A 17487-nucleotide genomic window follows, 5' to 3' on the forward strand; every position below is an offset into this window, starting at 1 on the left:
CACGGTGCTCAGGCGGCGGGAGCGGACCGGCGCCGGTCCAGCAACAGATCACGCAGGGCCGGTGCCGGCTGCAGCTCATCGAAGCCCCAGTAGGGATCGAGCAGGCGTCGCACGCTGTCCTGGGAACCGGGCTCCGCCGACCCCAGCACCTCCCGCAGGAGAGCGCTCAGGCGCTGCCGCTCGGCCCACTCACCGGCCTCCTCCTCAGCCTTGGCGCCGGCCAGGGCCGAGAGGTCCTGCTCGGCTTCTGCCTCGATCCAGTGCAGCCGTGCCCCCAGTGCCACCCCATAGCCGAGGTGGGTGCCGAAGGCGTTGCTGGCCAGACCATCACTGAGCGCAAGCAGCGTGCGCATCGCGTCGAGGAACCAGGGGTTGGAGCGATGCCCATTGCAGGCCACGATCCATTCCGGCGGCAGCGGCAGGAGTTCGGGATCTTTCCAGTGGCGCAGCCAGATCAGCGAGCGGTAACCGCCGGCCTCCATCAGCCAGCGGACCTCCGCCACACAGCGGTCCAGATCCATGCGCCGCTCCACCTGATCCCAGCTGTGGGCCAGCACCACCAGCAGGGTGGGGCCGAGCTCGGCGCGCAACTGGCTGATCGCCTCGACCGTGAGCAGGGGCCGGGCGTAGGCGATCCAGGGACCGATGGCATGGGCTGGCAGCCCGAAACGCTCCCGCAGCCAGCGGGCCCGCAGGGGTCCCATGCAGAGATAACCGCGGGTCCAGGGGCGCGGACTCTCGAAGGTGGCCTCCCGGCTCACCTTGAGGCCATGCTCCAGCAGGTGTGGGAGCGGCGCCCCGATCAAAGGCAGGCCCGCATGGCGCTTGAGCTGGATGTCGTGGCCATAGTGGTGGGAGGAGTTCTCCAGCTCGCGCCTGGCCGGGCTGAAGAACGGCTTGGTGGAGATGGCTGAGCGGAAGGCATGACGGTCCCAGAGGTCGGCGCTCACCCGCGGGGCGAAGGGCCGCTGGCCGAAGGCCTGATGCACCAGTCCCCGGTAGGCGGCCAGGGCCTGCCACTCATCCCGGTCCAGCCGCTCCAGCCGTCCGATCGGCCCTAGCTGCCCGGCCCTGACGGCCTGGCGCAACCCGGCGCGCAACCGCTCCCGCAGGCCCGCGCGGCGCTCAGCCATTGCGGTCACGCCAGCCGGCACGGCTCAGCACCCGCCACTCGTTTCGTGCTCGCAGAATCGCCTCGGCCAGGGAGCGCACGGCGCCTTGGCCGCCGCCGGCAGCGAGTACCGCATCGGCCTGACGGCGCAGGGGACTCACCGCATCCGCCGGACAGAGCAGCAGGCCAACCCCCGGCCGCACCGCCAGATCATTGAGGTCGTCACCCACAAAAGCGGTCTGGGCGATGGTCATGCCCAGGCTGCTCTGCAGCTGTGCCAAAGCCTCGGGCTTGTCCTTGACGCCTGTCAGGCACTGGCTGATGCCCAGATAGCGGGCCCGCTGCTCGGTGGCACCGCTCTTGCCGCCGCTGAGCAGCGCCACCTCGAGGCCCGCTTGCTGCAGCAGCCGGATCCCGAGACCATCGCGCACATCGAAGCGCTTGATCACCTCCCCAGACTCCATGGTCCAGAGACCCCCGTCGGTGAGCACCCCATCCACATCCAGCACCAGCAGCCGCAGACCCCGCAGCCGCTCACGCCAGCGCCAGGCCAGCAGGGCCGGCTGGCGCCAGGACAAGGCCAGAGGCCCGCTCACAGCACCGTGACGGCCTCCCCCTGCTCCTGCAGGGGGGCGCGGATCGCCAGCAACTGCTCCAGCAGCGGCTCGACCCGATGCAACGGCACCATGTTCGGCCCATCGCTGAGGCCCCGGTCGGGATCGGGATGCACTTCCATGAACAGGCCATCGATGCCGACCGCAGCCGCTGCCCGCGCCAGGGGTGCCACGAATTCGCGCTGGCCACCGCTGCTGCTGCCGCGGCCTCCCGGCTGCTGCACCGAATGGGTGGCATCGAAGATCACCGGGCAACCCAGGGCGCGCAGCTGGGGCAGGCTGCGGAAATCAACGACGAGGGTGTTGTACCCGAAGCTGGAGCCCCGCTCGGTGAGCCAGAGGTTCTCCACCCCGGCCTCCCGCAGCTTGGTCACCACCTGGGCCATATCCCAGGGGGCGAGGAACTGGCCCTTCTTGACGTTGATGATCTTGTCGGTGCCACGCACCGCCTCGGCAGCCGCCAGCAGCAGATCGGTCTGGCGACAGAGGAAGGCAGGAATCTGCAGCACATCCACCACCTCGGCCACGGGGGCCGCCTGCTGGCTTTCGTGAATGTCGGTGAGAACCGGCAGGCCGAAGCGCTGCTTCACCTCCTTGAGCACCTCCAGACCCCCGCTGACGCCGGGGCCGCGGAAAGAGCCCCCGGAGCTGCGGTTGGCCTTGTCGAAGCTGGCCTTGAAGATGTAGTTGATGCCCAACCGCTCGGCGATCGTCTGCATCCGCTCGGCCACCTGAAACACCAGCTCGGGGCTCTCGATCACGCAGGGGCCGGCGATCAGGGTGAAGCTCATGGGGGGAAGGAGAAGGGCGTCAGCTGACCAGCTTGCGTTCCAGAGAGGCGAGATCCCTGAAGGTCTCCGACCGCTGCTGTAGCTCCTCGAAGGTACCGGAGGCCTTGATCCGCCCAGCCTCGAACTCGTAGATGCGATCACAACGCATCACGGTGCTGAGCCGGTGGGCGATCACCACGGTGGTGCAGCGGCGGCCCACCACCTCCAGGGCCTCGATCACCTCGTTCTCGGTGCGGTTGTCGAGGGCGCTGGTGGCCTCATCCAGCAGCAGAAAACGGGCCCGGCGGAAGAAGGCCCTCGCCAGGGCCAGACGCTGACGCTGGCCACCGGAGAGCTGGAGACCGTTCTCCCCCACAGGCGTGTGCAGCCCGTAGGGCATCTCACTCACGAATTCCGCCAACTGGGCGGCATGGAGGGCATCCCAGACCTCGTCTGTGTCGACGGTCATCTCGTTCAGACCGAAGGCAACATTCTCGAGAATGCTGGCGTCGAGCAGGTTGATGAACTGGGGCACCTGGGCGCAGCTTGCCTGCCAGGCAGGCACATCCAGATCGCTGACGGGAATGCCATCGAGCTCGAGGCAGCCCGGCTGCGGTTGGAGGAGACCCAGCAGCAGGTGGGCGGTCGTGGTCTTGCCGCTGCCGGTGGAGCCCACAAGGGCGATGCGGGAGCCCACCGGGATTGAGAGGCTCACCCCGCGCAGCACTGGCTCATGGCTGCCCGGATAGCTGTACCAGGCGTCGCGCAAGCGGATCGTGCGGGTGGGGAAGATTCCCTCAGGGCTGGGCACACCGGGGGTGTGCAGGGTGGGCCGGTCCGGGGGCAGGTTCAGGTATTCGAGGGTCTTCTCCATCACCGGCAGACCACCGCGCAGCTGGGTGAGTGCCGAGAAGAAGTCCTGGAGGGGCGGGGTGAGCCGCAGGGCCACGACCGCGAGGGTGGAGAGGAAGGGAATGATCTGGATGATGCGGTCGCGATCGCCGCTGAGCAGGGCCGGCACGGCCCCCACCGCAAAGATCAGGGTGATACCGAAGGGCTCGATCAGCATCCTCGGCAGGGTGGGCAGCAGCTCGGAAGCCCAGGAGTATTGCTTGGCCTTCTCGCCGGTCGAGACGAAGGAATCGCGGAAATAACCCTCGGCACCGGTGAGACGGATGTCGCGGATTGATCCAAGCGACTCCATCAGGATGTGGGCGCTGCGCGACTCCAGTCGAAGCTTCTGCTTGGAGGCATGGCGCAGGTAGGGGGTGATCACCAGTGACAAGGTGAGGTAGGCCCCCACAAGCGACGTGATCAGGATCACCGCCAGCCAGCGGCCCACCACCAGCACCCCGAAGGAGAGCAACACGATGGAGAAGATGCTGCCCACCATGCGCAGCAGAGGATTGACCACCGAATTGGAGGTCTTCTTGATGTGGCTCAGCAGCAGGGTGGAAAGCTTGGCCGTGCTCTTGGAGAGATGGAATTCATAGCTCTGGGCCAGCACCCTGGAGTGAATCAGGTTGCAGAGATCGATCCAGATCTTGGCGGTGAGGCGCTGCTGGAAGAACTGCAGGCCCACCTTGGAAAAGGAGCCCACCCAGGAGAGGGTGATCAGCATCAGGATCAGCCAGAGACTCTGATCGACCCGATTGCCCCCGAAGACCTTCACCCCGGGGAGCATGTTCGGCAGCTTGGTGCCCACCAACGCCCCCATCAGCCTGCCCACCATCGCCACGGTGGCCAGGTCGATCAGGCCTGGAATGATCGAGAGGGGCAGCAGCACCGTCAGGGCACGCAGGCGCTCCGGCGGCAGGTAAGCCAGCAGGCTGCGCAGCTGGGACACCGTTCTGCTGCGCATACGCGGCATCGATCGAAGCGGAGATCCCAGCGCGGCCGAGCCCATTCAGCATTGACGGTATGTGACTGAATCCGACCAGGGTCAGCGGGACAGCCAGCCCTGCAAGCGCCCCACACGCTGCTGCCAGCGCAGGCGCCAGGGAGGAAGTGAGCGCAATGGCGGCTCGCCTGAGCCTGACGAGCCCCTCGGACCCAGGCCCAGGAGACGATCCCAGTGCTGATCGATCAGCTCCAGCGCCTCGGACCAGCGCCGCAACAGCTCAGGCTCCCCGCAGGCCTCCAGCAACGACGCCAACCGCTGTGGCTCGGCCTGCCAGGCCTGGGGATCTGCCGCCGCCGCACTGATCCGCTCCAGGTCGGACTCCAGGGTGCCGCAACCGATCTGATGGCCCAGCCGCCCCGGATCGAGGAAATCGGCCAGGGCATGGTTGAGGCTGCTGAAAACCACGCAACGGCAGGCCATCGCCTCCAGCGGCGGCAGCCCGAAGCCCTCGCTCACCCCGCGGCCGCGCCAGTAATCGGCGGAGTCGTAGAGAACCACTCGGCTGCGGTTGAACAGCTCCACCAGGTCGTCCACCCAGCCTCGCTGGACGTACACCCGCAATCCCCTTCGCCGCAGGAGCGGCACCAGGGTCTCAAGCACGTAGGCACTGGTCTTGCGGGCCTGCACGAGCACGTCTATGTCGCGCTCAAGACCGCGGTCGATCCAATGGGGTTCGAGGGCGTTTGGCACCAGATACAGCGGCTGGCGGGGGGCCCGGTCGCCCCAGTAGCCAAGGGTGTTGCGGCTCACGGCCAGCACCGGCACCCCTGGTGGCAGATCGAAGCCGTAGCCGCTGCTGTGGGCGTGGTAGGCCACCGGCCGGCCTTTCAGCTGTCCCAGCAGCTTCGGCACGTCGAAACCCCAGCTCACGATCCAGAGGGCCGATCCAGGCGCCGGTTCATGGCGCACCAGATCACTCAGGAAGGGGTTGTCCGTCTGCCGCTGGCGATAGGTGACCACCTCGGTGGGCACCAGCGCGGCCGTCAGGCGGGCGGTCTGCAGTTCCACCTGCAGACCGCCGCAGCGGAAGCGGCCGGTGGTGCCTGGCACCAGAAATCGGAGTGGACGCAAGGGAACCGGCTCGATCGCCAAAGACTCTGGCTCAGGCCATGACCGGGGCGGACCTCAGGCGGCGACCACCTCGGTGCTGCCAGTGCGCTGACGACGGGTGAGGAAGCCGAAGAGCACCTTGCCGATGGCCGCCACCAGATTTCCTTCCAGTTCCTGGAACATCACCATGTTGAGGTGGAAGGCATGGTTGGCCTCCGCCACGATGCGATCGGCCATGGCCTGATCGATCGGCAGCTGATCAAGACTGATCCGGTAGTTCGCCTTGAATGCCTTCTCATCGGGAATGGCATCGAACTCATAGAAACGCAGACCATCGTGGTCACCCAGATTCATCGCTTTCTGGGCGATGTTCTTGAGAATCTGCCCGCCTGAGAGATCACCGATGTAGCGGGTGTAGTGGTGGCCCACCAGCAGCTCGGGTGATTCAGCCGCCACCTGATGCAGGCGGGCCACGTAGGCCTCGGCGCCTGGGGTGGGGCTCACCTGCTGACGCCAGTCGGAGCCGAAGTAGAAGGCCAGGTCGGCCTCGAGGGCGGCATGCCGGTTGAGGGCATCGCTGGCGATCGGCCCCACGACAGGGTGGTCCTTGAGCTTGCCGATCTCCTCCTCCATCGCGCTGTAGACGAAATAGAGGTCGGCCACCAGCTTGCGGTAGCTGATCTTGTCGACCACTCCCTTGAGGAAGCAGGTCACGAAGCCGGTGTTCTCGGCCATCGTGTGCGCTTTCTTGGTGCCTTCGCGCAGTTGGGACGCCAGATCGACAGCCATCTCAGCGGGGTGCTGTTTGTACGGAATAGTCAAGGTAGGGCTGATATGCGTTACGGGTACCGAGTTGGTTGCGAAGGTTTAAGCGGCCTGGCCCTGCTGATCCGGGTCGCGGGCCAGCAGGGTGAACAACTCCCGGCAGACCTGCTGCAGCTTCTCCACCACCTCGACCTGGGGCAGATTGGGCCCGCTGGGACGCCAGTCGCCCACCGTGGCCAGCCGCCACTGCTCCCCCTGAAAGGTCATACCGCTGAGCACCACTCCCAGTAAACGGGGCGGTCCCTGAGCCGGCGCAGGTGCTGCGGCCAGGCGCAGCTGCATCAGCAGGCTGCGGCACTGCAGGCGCGGGCTCCAGCCCGGGAAATGAAAGGCCAGGTCCACCGACTCCTCCTCGGCGAAACGCCGGGTGTCGGGGTCGTCGCGCCAGGGGGTGAGGTTGGCTTTGGCATCGGGGAAATGGCGCCTGAACAGGCCGGCCGCGGAGGCGATGGCCTGGGCCATCTCCGGACTGCGGGCCAGGTCTGCCGCATTCATGGCGTTTCCCCTGAGCAGACGTGCGGATGGGCTGAACTTAGGCTCGCCCCACCGAACCCATGCTGCAGTGTGCCGCCAGCCGCTGCGAGACATGGTCGGCGGATGACCACGGGCCACCCCAACTCATCCGCATTCACCTCGCATGATCTGCCGCCGATGGCGTCCACCCCAGCTCCCACCTACGACCAGCTGACCCCGCCCACCACGGGCAGCGCCATCCGCTTCGAGAACGGCCTGCCGGTGGTGCCCAACGACCCGATCATTCCCTTCATCCGCGGCGACGGCACCGGGGTGGACATCTGGCCCGCCACGCAGCGGGTGCTTGATGCGGCGGTGGCCAAGGCCTACGGGGGCGAGCGCCGCATCGAGTGGTTCAAGGTGTTCGCCGGAGATGAAGCCTGCGAGCTCTACGGCACTTATCAGTATTTGCCCCAGGACACGCTGACCGCCATCGAGCAGTACGGCGTGGCGATCAAGGGACCGCTCACCACACCGATCGGCGGCGGCATCCGCTCGCTCAATGTGGCCCTGCGCCAGATCTTCGATCTCTACTGCTGCGTGCGCCCCTGCCGGTACTACGCCGGCACCCCCAGCCCCCACAAGCGGCCCCAGGATCTCGACGTGGTGGTGTATCGGGAGAACACCGAAGACATCTACATGGGGATCGAGTGGGAGGCCACGGATCCGGTGTGCGTGGAGCTGATCGCCCACCTCAACGACGTGGTGATCCCCGCCAACGGCAAGCTGGGCCAGCGCCGCATCCCCGAGGGCTCAGGCATCGGCATCAAGCCGGTGAGCAAGGCCGGCACCCAGCGCCACGTGCGCAAGGCGATCCAGCACGCCCTGGGGCTGGAGGGCGCCAAGCGCCATGTGACCCTGGTGCACAAGGGCAACATCATGAAGTTCACGGAAGGAGCCTTCCGGGACTGGGGCTATGAGCTGGCCACCAGCGAGTTCCGCGACGTGTGCGTCACCGAGCGCGAGAGCTGGATCCTCGACAACCTCGCCCGCAACCATGGGCTCACGGTGCAGGAGAACGCCCGCCTGATCGAGCCCGGCTACGACAGCCTCACGCCCGAGAAAAAAGCGGCGGTGGACGTCGAGGTGAAGGGGGTGCTCGATGCCATCGGCGAGAGCCACGGCTACGGCAAGTGGAAATCAATGGTGCTGGTGGACGACCGCATCGCCGACAGCATCTTCCAGCAGATCCAGACCCGGCCCCAGGAGTATTCGGTGCTCTGCACCCTCAACCTCAACGGCGACTACATCTCCGATGCTGCTGCCGCGGTGGTCGGTGGCCTGGGCATGGCGCCAGGGGCGAACATCGGCGACACTGCGGCGATCTTCGAGGCCACCCACGGCACGGCCCCCAAGCACGCCGGACTGGACCGCATCAACCCCGGATCGGTGATCCTCAGTGGCGTGATGATGCTGGAGTATCTGGGATGGCAGGAGGCCGCCGACCTGATCACCGCAGGGCTGAGCGCCGCCATCGCCAAGGGCGAGGTCACCTACGACCTGGCCCGCCTGATGGAGCCGCCCGTGGATCCCGTGAGCTGCTCCGGCTTCGCTGAGGCCGTGGTGGGGCACTTCGGCGGCTGAGGCTCAACTCCTCGACTCTCAGGCCGGATCGGGCTCCACGATCATCCAGAGCAAGCGGGTGGCATCCACCGCCTCGAGGATCTCGAGGTGCTCGGCCTTGAGGGCGCGGGCATCGGCGTACTGGCCTTTGGCGGAGAGCTCGCTGAGATGCTCCATGAACCAGTCGCGCAGCTCCGTGATCGAGCGCATGCGTCGTTCGCGGTCTTCAGGGCCGCTATAGCGGGCTGGAACAGGTTTGTCCATGGAACATGGATTGAACCCTGGCACTGTGGCTGACGGGGGCTGAACGGTACCGACAGAATCCAACAGAGGGGCGTACCTTTTGCCACGGTGACTCGTTGGAAACCATGCGCCACTAAGAAGCTTTGCCCACGCACCCTTCTTGCCACGCAAATAGCTTGACCAGGCCCTGCAAATTCTTTATGCAGTCTTACGGTAATCCGGAGCCGGTCTACGACTGGTGGGCCGGCAATTCCCGCTTCGTCAACCAGTCGGGCAGCTTCATTGCTGCCCATGCTGCCCATGCTGGCCTGATCATGTTCTGGGCCGGATCCTTCACTATCTATGAACTCAGCCGGTATACCCAGAATCTGCCACTCGGCGAACAGAGTCTGATCCTGCTGCCCAACCTCGCCCGCCTCGGAATCGGCGTGGGTGATGGCGGCGTGATCTCCCAGCCTGAGGGGATCGTGGCCATCGCCGCCTTTCACCTCGTGAGCGCCGCGGTGCTTGCCGCCGGTGGCATGTGGCATCTGTTCCGCGCCCCGGTGGATCTGGCGGAGGCGGAGGGAGGGGCCCGGCGCTTTGACTTCGACTGGAATGACCCTGGCCAGCTGGGCCTGATTCTCGGCCACCATCTGATCTTTCTGGGCCTCGGCGCCACGGCTCTGGTGGAGTGGGCCCAGCGCCACGGCCTCTATGACACGGCCATCCAGACTGTGCGCACGGTGCAGCCGAACGTGGACCTTGCCACAATCTGGTCGTACCAGACGCAGTTTCTCGCGATCAGCAGCCTGGAGGATGTGGTGGGCGGCCACGTGGTGGTGGCGCTGATGCTCACCGCCGGTGGTGTCTGGCACATCCTGGTGCCGCCCCTTCCCTTTGCCCGCAAGCTGCTGCTGTTTTCGGCGGAGGCGATCCTGTCCTATTCGATTGGCGGTGTGGCCTTGGCCGGCTTCGTCACCAGCCTGTGGTGTGCCAGCAATGCCACGATCTATCCCGTGGAGCTGTATGGCCCCACCCTGAACCTGCAGTTTTCGCTGGCGCCTTATTTCGCCGACACGATCCGCCTGCCGGGTCAGGCCCACACGGCCCGGGCCTGGCTGGCCAATGCCCACTTCTTCCTCTCGTTCATGTTCCTGCAGGGGCATCTTTGGCACGCCCTGCGTGCCCTTGGCTTTGACTTCAGGCGGGTGAACAAGGCGTTGGAGGCCTTGGAGGTGGCCTGACGCTCAGCAGAGCTCTCTTTCAAGCCCTGGCTAGAAGCCAGGGCTTTCAGCTGGGCTCAGCCGGCGTTCTGGCTCAGCAGGGAATGGGTGAGTTCGCGCTCGAGCTGAAGCTTGTGGCCTTCGACTCGCTGGATGTCCTGATAGAGGCGGTTGAGCTCAGACTCCTGGGCCTGCAGATGACGGGCGAGGTCGAGTTGCACCGTCGTGAGTTCTGGATAGTCCTCGGACATGGTGGAGAGATCGTCACCGCGGCGCACCCGCATGAGCAGCTGGAGCGCATTGGGCGAGGCCAGCGATGGGCCGTTAACCCAGCCCCAGAACATGAGGTTGGGGGATGGAGAAGAGGAGGTCATCTTGCCAGTCAGCAGATCGTGCTCAAGGTAGGTCTCCTGGCAGGATGGCCTTGTGATCTGGAGCCATGCAGCGTGGTGATCAACCTCACGGACCGATGTGGCCTTCCCGAGACCAGGGACAGAGATTGTGGGCAAGACTTTTGTGGTTGTGTCCAGCACTCTTGCTCATGCTTGCGCCCACTATTTACTTCGCAACGTCCACCGGCAAGACCGAAGATGTGGCCCATCGTCTGGCACCGCTGGTGAAGGCAGTGGCGGTGCTGGATGTGGCCGATATCAGCGACACTGCAGATCTACAAACCTGCAAGGCACTGATCTGCTGCACGCCCACCTGGAACACGGGGGCCGAAGATCTGCGCTCAGGCACAGCCTGGGATTCCCTCATGGAGGCGATTGAAACGACACCGCTGCAGGGCAAGCCCGTGGCGATCATGGGCCTGGGGGATTCCTCGTCTTATGGGGATTACTTCTGTGATGCGATGGAAGAGCTCTATCGCGCCTTCGAGCGGGCCGGTGCCAGGCTGGTGGGCCATGTGGACATCAGTGACTACAACTACAACAGCTCCAAGAGCGTGCTGAACGGCCGGTTCTGCGGTCTGCCGATCGACGAAGACTCCGAGCCCGATCTCACCGATGAACGGCTGCGGCGCTGGGCGGAGCAGTTGAGGCGCGAGTTGGTGTGAAACCTGCGCCCGTGGGATTGATCACACCGTGCTGCGCCGGCGATCACAGGCCGATCTGAACTGTTGTCCCAAGCTATCTGTGGACGAAAACGGGATCTCCCGGGGGGCTGCGGGAGATCTTTTTTTTACAGGCCTGCCACCGGACCCCCGGCCCGCAACGCCAACCGGGCGCCCGGTGGCGGCAGACTGACTCCATGACTCTTCCTGGTCTGCCGGCGGGGGCCACCGACCCTTGCATCCACTGCGGGTTCTGCCTGCCGAGCTGCGCCAGCTACCGCGTGCTGGGCAGCGAGATGGATTCGCCCCGCGGGCGGATCCACATGCTCAAGGCAATCGAGCGTGGCGAGCTGGAGCTGGATGCCACCGTGGCCAGCCATTTCGACAGTTGCCTGGGCTGCCTGGCCTGCGTCTCGGCCTGCCCCTCGGGGGTGCGCTACGACGAGCTGATCGCCGCCACCCGGCCCCGGCTGAATGCTCCGGAGCTGCGTTCCCCCTGGCAACGCAGCTTCCGGTCGTTGCTGTTCCAGCTCCTGCCCTACCCCGCACGCCTGCGGGCGCTGCTGCAACCCCTGCGGCTCTACGCGGGCACCCCCCTGCAGACCTTCGCCCGCCGCAGCGGTCTCACCCGCCTGCTGGGGCCCCAGCTTGAGGCGATGGAGCGGCTGCTGCCGGCGCTGCAACCTGATGCCTTTCAGCCATCAGCTCCGGTGCTGATCCCGGCTCGGGGCGATCGCCGCTACCGGGTGGGCCTGGTCACAGGCTGCGTGCAGCGGCTGTTCGACCCGGCGGTGAACCGCGCGGCGATCGAGCTGCTCAGCGCCAACGGCATCGAGGTGGTGATCCCCCCCGAGCAGAACTGCTGCGGTGCCATGACCCACCACCAGGGGGAACTGGAGCAGACCCGGGCCCTGAGCAAGGACCTGCTCAGCCGCTTCGAGGCTGTGATCGGTCCGGGGCGAGCGGCGGGCCCTGAACCCCTCGATGCGGTGCTGGTGGCGGCCTCCGGCTGCGGCCACACCCTGAAGCAGCTCGACACGATCCTGGCGGAAGAACCGGAGTGGGCCAGCCGGGGCAGCGCCTTCGCCGGCCAGGTGGCCGACATCCAGGAGTTCCTGCACCGCGTCGGGCTCAGCTCCAGCTTCGTGGATCGGCTCCAGCCCCTGCGCCACAGCGATGGCACCCCCGCCAGCGCCGATCGCCCCCTGCGCCTGGCCTACCACGATGCTTGCCACATGCTCCACGGCCAAGGGCTGAGCCAGCAGCCGCGACAGCTGCTGCGCCAGATCCCCCACGTGCGGATCGTCGAGGCGGTGGAGGCGGGCGTGTGCTGCGGCAGCGCCGGCATCTACAACCTGGTGCAGCCTGATGAAGCCGCTGAACTTGGTCGGATCAAGGCCGCCGATCTCAGCGGCAGCGGCGCCGATCTGGCCGTGAGCGCCAACATCGGCTGCACCCTGCAGATCCGTCAGCACATGGAGACCACGGCCCGCGCGATCCCCGTGGCCCATCCGGTGGAGCTGCTGATGCGCAGCATCACCGGCAGCTGACGCCTTCCATCAGCCGCCAGGCCTGGCAGAGGGTTTCAGCGACGCCGAGATTGCCCGGCATGGTGAGCAGGGGCAGCTGCGGGAAGAGGCCGTGGTCGGCGGGCAGGCGCAGCAGCGAGAGGCCCGGCAGCAGTTGCCCCTCCAGCCGCACCGCAGTCAGGGCCAGGCCATCGCGCAGCAGGGTCTGGCTGGTGGTGCCCCCCTTGCTGATCAGGTAGCTGAGCTCCGGCGGCAGCCCGGCGGCGAGTCGGGCCATCAGCCCCGCCAGGGTGCGCGACAACCGCTGCCGCTCGCCGGCGTTGTGGCACGGCCGCTCACCCCGGCTGCTGAACAGCACCGGCGTGCGCCCGGACAGCCAGGCGCACGCCAGCCGCTCCAGCAGCTCCTCCCGGAGCGGTTCGAGGGCCTGATCAGCCAGGGCGTCCGACTCAGGCCCCAGGCGCCGGATCGTCTCCAGCACCCGCTCCACAGGCAGCTCAACCCCGGCGCAGGCGGGTTCCACCAGCAGCTGCTGTAACTGCTGGTTGCTCAGGGGCACATGGGATCCCACCAGCACCGCGCCCGGGGCCCCGCCGCGGCGCAAACGGGCCAGGGCGACGGGCGGCAGCGGCTGGGGCGGCAGAGCGGCCAGAGCCTGGAGAAAGCTAGCCGCCGACTGGACCAGCAGCCGCCTGGCGGGCAGCACCGCCCGCACGGCCTGCGCCAGGGCCTCGAGCTGCTCGGGTCGCTGCGCATTCACCACCACCAGCGGGTTGCCACTCAAGGCGAGCAGGCGCTGCACCAGGGCCTGATGGCCGTGGGGCTCGAGCTCCGCCAGGGTGATCTGCTGCACCGACTCGGCCAGGCGCTCGCCACCGCTCTTGTGCTCCACCCAGGCGGGTAGATCGCTGGTGGGATAGCCGAAACGGGCATCGGCAGCAAAGGCCGAGCGATGCACCGGCTCGCCGTGGAGCAGGTGCACCCCATCCACCGTGGTGCGACCTCCCTCCAGAAAGGCGGGCACCAGCAAGGTGGCATCGAAGGGACCTAGTTCCGCCTCGATCCGATCGATCTCCAGGGGGAAATGGCCCCGCAGGGTGGAATCCCCACGGCTCACCAGCAGCCAGGAGCCGGGGCCGGATTCGCCAGGGGGCTCGCCCACGAACGCCCGGAGCGACCGGCAGATGGAGGTCACCCGCTCCGCCGCCTGATCGGGCTCCAGCGCACGGGTGTCGCTGAGCAGAAACAGCAGGGGGGAGGGGTCGAGCAGGGCCTGCTTGAGGGTGGTCGGATCCCAGCGCAGAAGCAGGGGACAGCCATGCACCGACTGGGATCCGGTGGGGTCGTCATCCAGGACGATGATCTTCAAACCGGCGGAGGCGCGGGAGGGCAAGGGGGCCATGGCACCATCGTGCCGTGATCACCCCCGAGCCCCACGATCTGGCTGATTTCGTGCGCGCGTTGCACGCGGATGGCACTCCCTGGCTGCCCGCCGGCAGCGGCAGCCGCCTGCACTGGGGGCCACCGGTGCAAGAGACCAGCACGGTGGTGAGCAGCCAGCGGCTGAACCGCATCCTCGACCACGCCGTCGGGGATTTCACGGTGACGGTGGAGGCGGGCACCCCGCTGCGGGAACTGCAGGAGGCCCTGCGGCGAGAGAACCAGTGGCTCACCATCGACTGGCCCTGGGGCAGCGATGCTGACGGCAATGGGGCCGGCACGGTGGGGGGTCTGGTGGCCCGTGGCCTGGCCGGGGGCCTGCGCCAGCGCTACCTGGGTGTGCGCGACCAGTTGATCGGCATCGGCCTGCTGCGGGCCGATGGAGTGGCGGCCCACGCCGGCGGCAAGGTGGTCAAGAACGTGGCCGGCTACGACCTGATGAGGCTGTTCACGGGCAGCTGGGGCTCCCTCGGTTTGATCACGGAGCTGACCCTGCGCACCAGCCCCCAGCCGCCTGAGCGGCGGGGCCTGCTGCTGCAGGGTGAGCTCGAGCCCCTCGATGAACTGCGCCGCTGGCTGCAGCGCTCCAGCCTCACACCCGAGCTGATTGACTGGTGGAGCCCGACTCTGGCCGCCCAGGCCGGAGCTGATCCCCAGCACGCCCTGCTGCTTGGTCTGGCCAGCGTCAGTGATGCCGCCCTGCGGGCCCAGTGCCTGGAGATCCGCACCCGGGCCGAGCTGCTGGGATTGCGAGGCCAGCCCCTGGATCCGGAGCGGCTGGAAGCCCTGCGAGCCGTGGCCCTCGGCCGTCCGCAGCCCGACGGCTGGCTGCTGCGCCTGGGGACTCTCCCTGCCCAGACCAGTGCGCTGCTGGCGGAGCGGGTACTGCGTGACCTGCCGCTGGTGCTGGGCGCCGGCAGCGGCCTCGGCTACAGCTGGGCTGGATCCGACCTGCCTGCCTACCGGGTGGAGGAACTGCGGCGAAGCTGCGTGGCCCGAGGCGGGGTGCTCACCGTGCTGCAGCAGCCACCTGGCACCAGCCCGCTGCCAGCCTGGGAAGACGTGCCCTCCAAGCCCATGATCGAGGCGGTGAAAGCACAGTTCGACCCCAAACAGCAGCTGGCCCGAGGGCGACTGCCTGGTGTGCACAATCCGCTTGAAAGCTGAGGCGGATATAACGCGGGCAGTCACCCCGAATACGCCTGCGAGAAAGTTTGAACATGCCGTGCTGCCAGCCCACTGGGATCTACAGATAGAACTCTGAGTATGTGCTCAATGAATTCGTACAAAGTCGGCTGGCCCACTCGCCAAGGTTCGATTCGTGGCTCTGTGGTCTGTCCAACGAGAAAACTGCTCCATGCGCCGTCCGACTGCAGCATGGGTTGCATCTCCGAAGCCCTTGCAGAGAATCTCCAGATTCTGCTCAAGCTTCTTTCCACGCCGAAAACGATGCCACCAGTCACACTGACAAACAAAGCAATCAGAAAGGTGACAATGCGATATTGCGTCGACAAAAGTGCCGAACAGCCATCCCACGCAATCCTGGCGCAGCTGATCCAAGCCAAGCCCGCGCAGCACCATGAGGCTAACGCCGGGCATCAGGCGCCGCCGTAGGCGGTCGCCTGATGCCCGGCGTTAGCTGAAACCGAGGGGAACTCGTCCGTGTTGGCTTAGGGGATCACCGCGTCTTTTTCACGGCCGGGGGCGCCCATCGGCCATCAGTGACCTCGCTCTTGGGTGAATACACTCGCATTGTCAGGTTGAAGTCTCCTGCCGGTGCCGGCAGCCAGTTCGACTCCCTCTCGGCCCCAGGCGACGCATGCTGGATGTACAAATCGACCGAGCCATCCGCGTTGAACTTGAGGGCATCGCGATCGCCGATGGCGTTTCGCTTCAGGTCATTGGCGGTTGGGAACCCATGCTCGTCGTACAACGAAATCGACCAGAAGGCCTGAGCGGGCGGAATCTCATTCTGGGCGAAGTGCAGCACGTACTGGTTTGCCCCGGTCAGCGGGTTGCCGTCCGCGTCGCCGATGTTCAGCGGATAGACCGCGTCCTCCGGCAGGTTGGCGCCCAGACCGACCAGCGCGACAATGGCCCGCTTGAGGTAGTAGTTCCCATACACACCCATCGTGTCCGTGTTCATCTGCCAGCCATTCACGACGCGGGCAAGCGTTGGAACCTTCGCCCGCATGGCCTCAAGAGCGTCAGACGCTGCGCGCTCCAGTGCACGCTTGACAGCCAGATCAGCTTTCCCGAGATCAAAGGACTTGCCGGGCTCGATCCCGATTTGTCGCATCCGCGCGACAATGGGTTGGTCTGTGATGTGCGGCGGATTGACCTGCAGGAGTTCAGCGGCGTAGCCGAAATACTTGCCCGCGTCCATACCATCAACCTGCGTCATCGGAGGCGTCTTCATGTCCACGGTCGGATCGATCGTTGCCCTGACCGGCTGCGGAGTCTTGCCCAGCTGTGACAGTGGCGTCGTCGTGTAGCCAGCTTGCACCTGATGGACCGCCCCGTAGTCCTTTTCGCCGTTGGTCTGCGTGCGCCCGATGATCCAGACATAGGGCGTCGGCGCGTTGATGCGCTGGACGCCTTCGGGAAGCCTGCCCTGCCAACCAGGCGGCACAACCGCGAAACGACCTGCGCCGGTGCCCGTCGTGCGCTTGCCAGGGCAGGCAAACACGTCCGACCACATGTCGAGCATCGGGAGCATGTAGTAGCGGCCTTGCGTGTCCGGAACAGCGACCACCATCGGTTCCTTCGTGAGGTCCAGCCAAGCGATCGAGTACAGCGTGTCGAAGTTCGGCCGCACAACATCGCGGAAATCCGCCGGGGGAAATGCCGGGACGTGCGTGAAGGTGTTCATCGGTCCGCGCCCGAAGGCCTTCCCGGCTTCGACGTTGACAGCCTGACGCCGCGTCGCGTCCATCACAACGAGCGGGTATAGGTAGGTGTAGGCCTCGATTCCGATCTCGTAGGCTTGCTGCTCATCGATTTGGTTCATGGGTTCGATTTCCTTTGGTGTGCTTTGTTAAGTTTCTGTCAGCTAACCGCTCGCCATCACCAGGCCGCCGTGAGCGATGCATCAAGAAGATGGGTTTGCGGTGGCGGCTCTGGTGGATGGCGGTGTTAGCTGCTCAGCACCTTTTTCCGAGGCGAAGGTGCTCCTCGAAGTAGCCCCTCCACACTCAGATCCTCTTCAATATCTGGCCAGTGGATTCCAAAACCACCACCAGCTACCTCCCAATTGTCACGATCCACAGAAGTGGCGTGCAGGAGACGTGGGTACCAGGCCAGAGGTACAGAGATGGATCTTCTGTCTGCGAGATCGACGGTCAGCTTGTCCTCTGAGCAGGCAACCTCTATGACACGCTCGCCAGAGTTAGCCATGATACTCCACCTATGCATTCAACAGGATAGCTCTGTTCACGCTGACCAGTCGTTCAATCTCACGAAGCGCCCTGGGCCTAAGGAAGCTCTGGTCTACAGGGGTTTTAAAGGCATCTGAGGCCAGAAATCCCCGCCTGAGTGTTCTGTTGGGCTCAGGGAGAGCTCTGCGTTCATTCAGAGGCTTTTCGCCCGCTTTCTGGTTGCTTTGCGTGTGTGAATGGCTCTATTTGGTGACACCACTCCCCTGTTCATGGGGCCACAAGCAATTGCC

17 protein-coding genes are annotated in these 17487 nt (G+C 65.9%); 5 read left to right on the top strand and 12 right to left on the bottom strand.

The features are described from left to right. Positions 1 to 8: 8 nt before the first annotated feature. From KBY77_RS06210 to KBY77_RS06240, 7 genes are all read right to left on the bottom strand, one after another. Positions 9 to 1133 carry a hypothetical protein gene (locus tag KBY77_RS06210; protein WP_255102681.1) on the bottom strand — a complete coding sequence of 375 codons (1125 nt, stop codon included), beginning with the start codon at positions 1131 to 1133 and terminating at the stop codon, positions 9 to 11. After that, on the bottom strand, positions 1126 to 1689 hold the full coding sequence (locus KBY77_RS06215; RefSeq protein ID WP_255102682.1) for an HAD family hydrolase: 564 nt from the start codon (positions 1687 to 1689) through the stop codon (positions 1126 to 1128). Before KBY77_RS06215 ends, KBY77_RS06210 begins: the two co-directional genes overlap by 8 nt. A gap of 14 nt (positions 1690 to 1703) precedes the next feature. Continuing rightward, entirely contained in the window at positions 1704 to 2516 is an 813-nt protein-coding gene (gene kdsA, locus KBY77_RS06220) for a 3-deoxy-8-phosphooctulonate synthase (RefSeq protein WP_255102683.1), read from the bottom strand. 19 nt (positions 2517 to 2535) lie between these two features. Further along, on the bottom strand, positions 2536 to 4341 hold the full coding sequence (locus KBY77_RS06225) for an ABC transporter ATP-binding protein (RefSeq protein WP_315856460.1): 1806 nt from the start codon (positions 4339 to 4341) through the stop codon (positions 2536 to 2538). 96 nt (positions 4342 to 4437) lie between these two features. Continuing rightward, entirely contained in the window at positions 4438 to 5469 is a 1032-nt protein-coding gene (locus tag KBY77_RS06230; protein ID WP_261351921.1) for a glycosyltransferase, read from the bottom strand. A gap of 54 nt (positions 5470 to 5523) precedes the next feature. Continuing rightward, positions 5524 to 6237 carry a heme oxygenase (biliverdin-producing) gene (locus tag KBY77_RS06235; RefSeq protein ID WP_255102685.1) on the bottom strand — a complete coding sequence of 238 codons (714 nt, stop codon included), beginning with the start codon at positions 6235 to 6237 and terminating at the stop codon, positions 5524 to 5526. Positions 6238 to 6315: 78 nt separating this feature from the next. Then, positions 6316 to 6768 carry a hypothetical protein gene (locus KBY77_RS06240; RefSeq protein ID WP_255102686.1) on the bottom strand — a complete coding sequence of 151 codons (453 nt, stop codon included), beginning with the start codon at positions 6766 to 6768 and terminating at the stop codon, positions 6316 to 6318. A 156-nt stretch (positions 6769 to 6924) separates the two neighbouring features. On the opposite strand from KBY77_RS06240, the gene KBY77_RS06245 reads away from it, so the two are divergent. Beyond that, positions 6925 to 8370, top strand: a complete 1446-nt coding sequence (locus tag KBY77_RS06245; protein WP_255102687.1) for an NADP-dependent isocitrate dehydrogenase — start codon at positions 6925 to 6927, stop codon at positions 8368 to 8370. 18 nt (positions 8371 to 8388) lie between these two features. Here the strand turns inward: KBY77_RS06245 and KBY77_RS06250 are convergent, their stop codons facing one another. Further along, complete coding sequence (locus tag KBY77_RS06250) at positions 8389 to 8613, bottom strand: hypothetical protein (protein WP_255102688.1); 225 nt, start codon at positions 8611 to 8613, stop codon at positions 8389 to 8391. 179 nt (positions 8614 to 8792) lie between these two features. On the opposite strand from KBY77_RS06250, the gene KBY77_RS06255 reads away from it, so the two are divergent. After that, complete coding sequence (locus KBY77_RS06255; RefSeq protein WP_255102689.1) at positions 8793 to 9818, top strand: chlorophyll a/b binding light-harvesting protein; 1026 nt, start codon at positions 8793 to 8795, stop codon at positions 9816 to 9818. Between the two features lie 56 nt (positions 9819 to 9874). Here the strand turns inward: KBY77_RS06255 and KBY77_RS06260 are convergent, their stop codons facing one another. Continuing rightward, complete coding sequence (locus KBY77_RS06260) at positions 9875 to 10171, bottom strand: hypothetical protein (RefSeq protein WP_255102690.1); 297 nt, start codon at positions 10169 to 10171, stop codon at positions 9875 to 9877. A 167-nt stretch (positions 10172 to 10338) separates the two neighbouring features. Here KBY77_RS06260 and fldA point away from each other — a divergent pair, with 167 nt between their 5' ends. Both fldA and KBY77_RS06270 read left to right on the top strand, forming a co-directional pair. After that, positions 10339 to 10854 carry a flavodoxin FldA gene (gene fldA / locus KBY77_RS06265; RefSeq protein WP_255102691.1) on the top strand — a complete coding sequence of 172 codons (516 nt, stop codon included), beginning with the start codon at positions 10339 to 10341 and terminating at the stop codon, positions 10852 to 10854. A gap of 194 nt (positions 10855 to 11048) precedes the next feature. Beyond that, positions 11049 to 12401 (top strand): (Fe-S)-binding protein, encoded by a 1353-nt coding sequence (locus KBY77_RS06270; RefSeq protein ID WP_255102692.1) that lies wholly within the window; start codon positions 11049 to 11051, stop codon positions 12399 to 12401. Here KBY77_RS06270 and KBY77_RS06275 read toward each other — a convergent pair. Further along, complete coding sequence (locus KBY77_RS06275) at positions 12388 to 13782, bottom strand: four-carbon acid sugar kinase family protein (protein WP_255102693.1); 1395 nt, start codon at positions 13780 to 13782, stop codon at positions 12388 to 12390. The two genes, KBY77_RS06270 and KBY77_RS06275, sit on opposite strands and share 14 nt — an antisense overlap. A 14-nt stretch (positions 13783 to 13796) precedes the next feature. Here KBY77_RS06275 and KBY77_RS06280 point away from each other — a divergent pair, with 14 nt between their 5' ends. Further along, positions 13797 to 14987: an FAD-binding oxidoreductase gene (locus KBY77_RS06280; protein WP_255102694.1), complete on the top strand. Its 1191-nt coding sequence runs from the start codon at positions 13797 to 13799 to the stop codon at positions 14985 to 14987. A gap of 511 nt (positions 14988 to 15498) precedes the next feature. On the opposite strand, the gene KBY77_RS06285 is transcribed toward KBY77_RS06280, so the two are convergent. Both KBY77_RS06285 and KBY77_RS06290 read right to left on the bottom strand, forming a co-directional pair. Next, the gene (locus KBY77_RS06285) at positions 15499 to 16830 is read right to left on the bottom strand and encodes a DUF1254 domain-containing protein (protein WP_255102695.1); all 1332 of its coding nucleotides are present in this window, start codon (positions 16828 to 16830) and stop codon (positions 15499 to 15501) included. A 125-nt stretch (positions 16831 to 16955) separates the two neighbouring features. Next, positions 16956 to 17234, bottom strand: a complete 279-nt coding sequence (locus KBY77_RS06290; protein WP_315856583.1) for a DUF2442 domain-containing protein — start codon at positions 17232 to 17234, stop codon at positions 16956 to 16958. Positions 17235 to 17487: the final 253 nt, after the last annotated feature.

Source organism: Synechococcus sp. Cruz-7E5, from assembly GCF_024345995.1.
Classification (GTDB): Bacteria; Cyanobacteriota; Cyanobacteriia; order PCC-6307; family Cyanobiaceae; genus Regnicoccus_A.

Coding starts and splice junctions, on each gene's coding strand:
- KBY77_RS06210 (WP_255102681.1), bottom strand. CDS start 1,133: ATGGCTGAGCGCCGCGCGGGCCTGCGGGAGCGGTTGCGCGCCGGGTTG.
- kdsA (WP_255102683.1), bottom strand. CDS start 2,516: ATGAGCTTCACCCTGATCGCCGGCCCCTGCGTGATCGAGAGCCCCGAG.
- KBY77_RS06235 (WP_255102685.1), bottom strand. CDS start 6,237: ATGGCTGTCGATCTGGCGTCCCAACTGCGCGAAGGCACCAAGAAAGCG.
- KBY77_RS06240 (WP_255102686.1), bottom strand. CDS start 6,768: ATGAATGCGGCAGACCTGGCCCGCAGTCCGGAGATGGCCCAGGCCATC.
- KBY77_RS06245 (WP_255102687.1), top strand. CDS start 6,925: ATGGCGTCCACCCCAGCTCCCACCTACGACCAGCTGACCCCGCCCACC.
- KBY77_RS06250 (WP_255102688.1), bottom strand. CDS start 8,613: ATGGACAAACCTGTTCCAGCCCGCTATAGCGGCCCTGAAGACCGCGAA.
- KBY77_RS06255 (WP_255102689.1), top strand. CDS start 8,793: ATGCAGTCTTACGGTAATCCGGAGCCGGTCTACGACTGGTGGGCCGGC.
- KBY77_RS06260 (WP_255102690.1), bottom strand. CDS start 10,171: ATGACCTCCTCTTCTCCATCCCCCAACCTCATGTTCTGGGGCTGGGTT.
- fldA (WP_255102691.1), top strand. CDS start 10,339: ATGCTTGCGCCCACTATTTACTTCGCAACGTCCACCGGCAAGACCGAA.
- KBY77_RS06270 (WP_255102692.1), top strand. CDS start 11,049: ATGACTCTTCCTGGTCTGCCGGCGGGGGCCACCGACCCTTGCATCCAC.
- KBY77_RS06275 (WP_255102693.1), bottom strand. CDS start 13,782: ATGGCCCCCTTGCCCTCCCGCGCCTCCGCCGGTTTGAAGATCATCGTC.
- KBY77_RS06285 (WP_255102695.1), bottom strand. CDS start 16,830: ATGAACCAAATCGATGAGCAGCAAGCCTACGAGATCGGAATCGAGGCC.
- KBY77_RS06290 (WP_315856583.1), bottom strand. CDS start 17,234: ATGCATAGGTGGAGTATCATGGCTAACTCTGGCGAGCGTGTCATAGAG.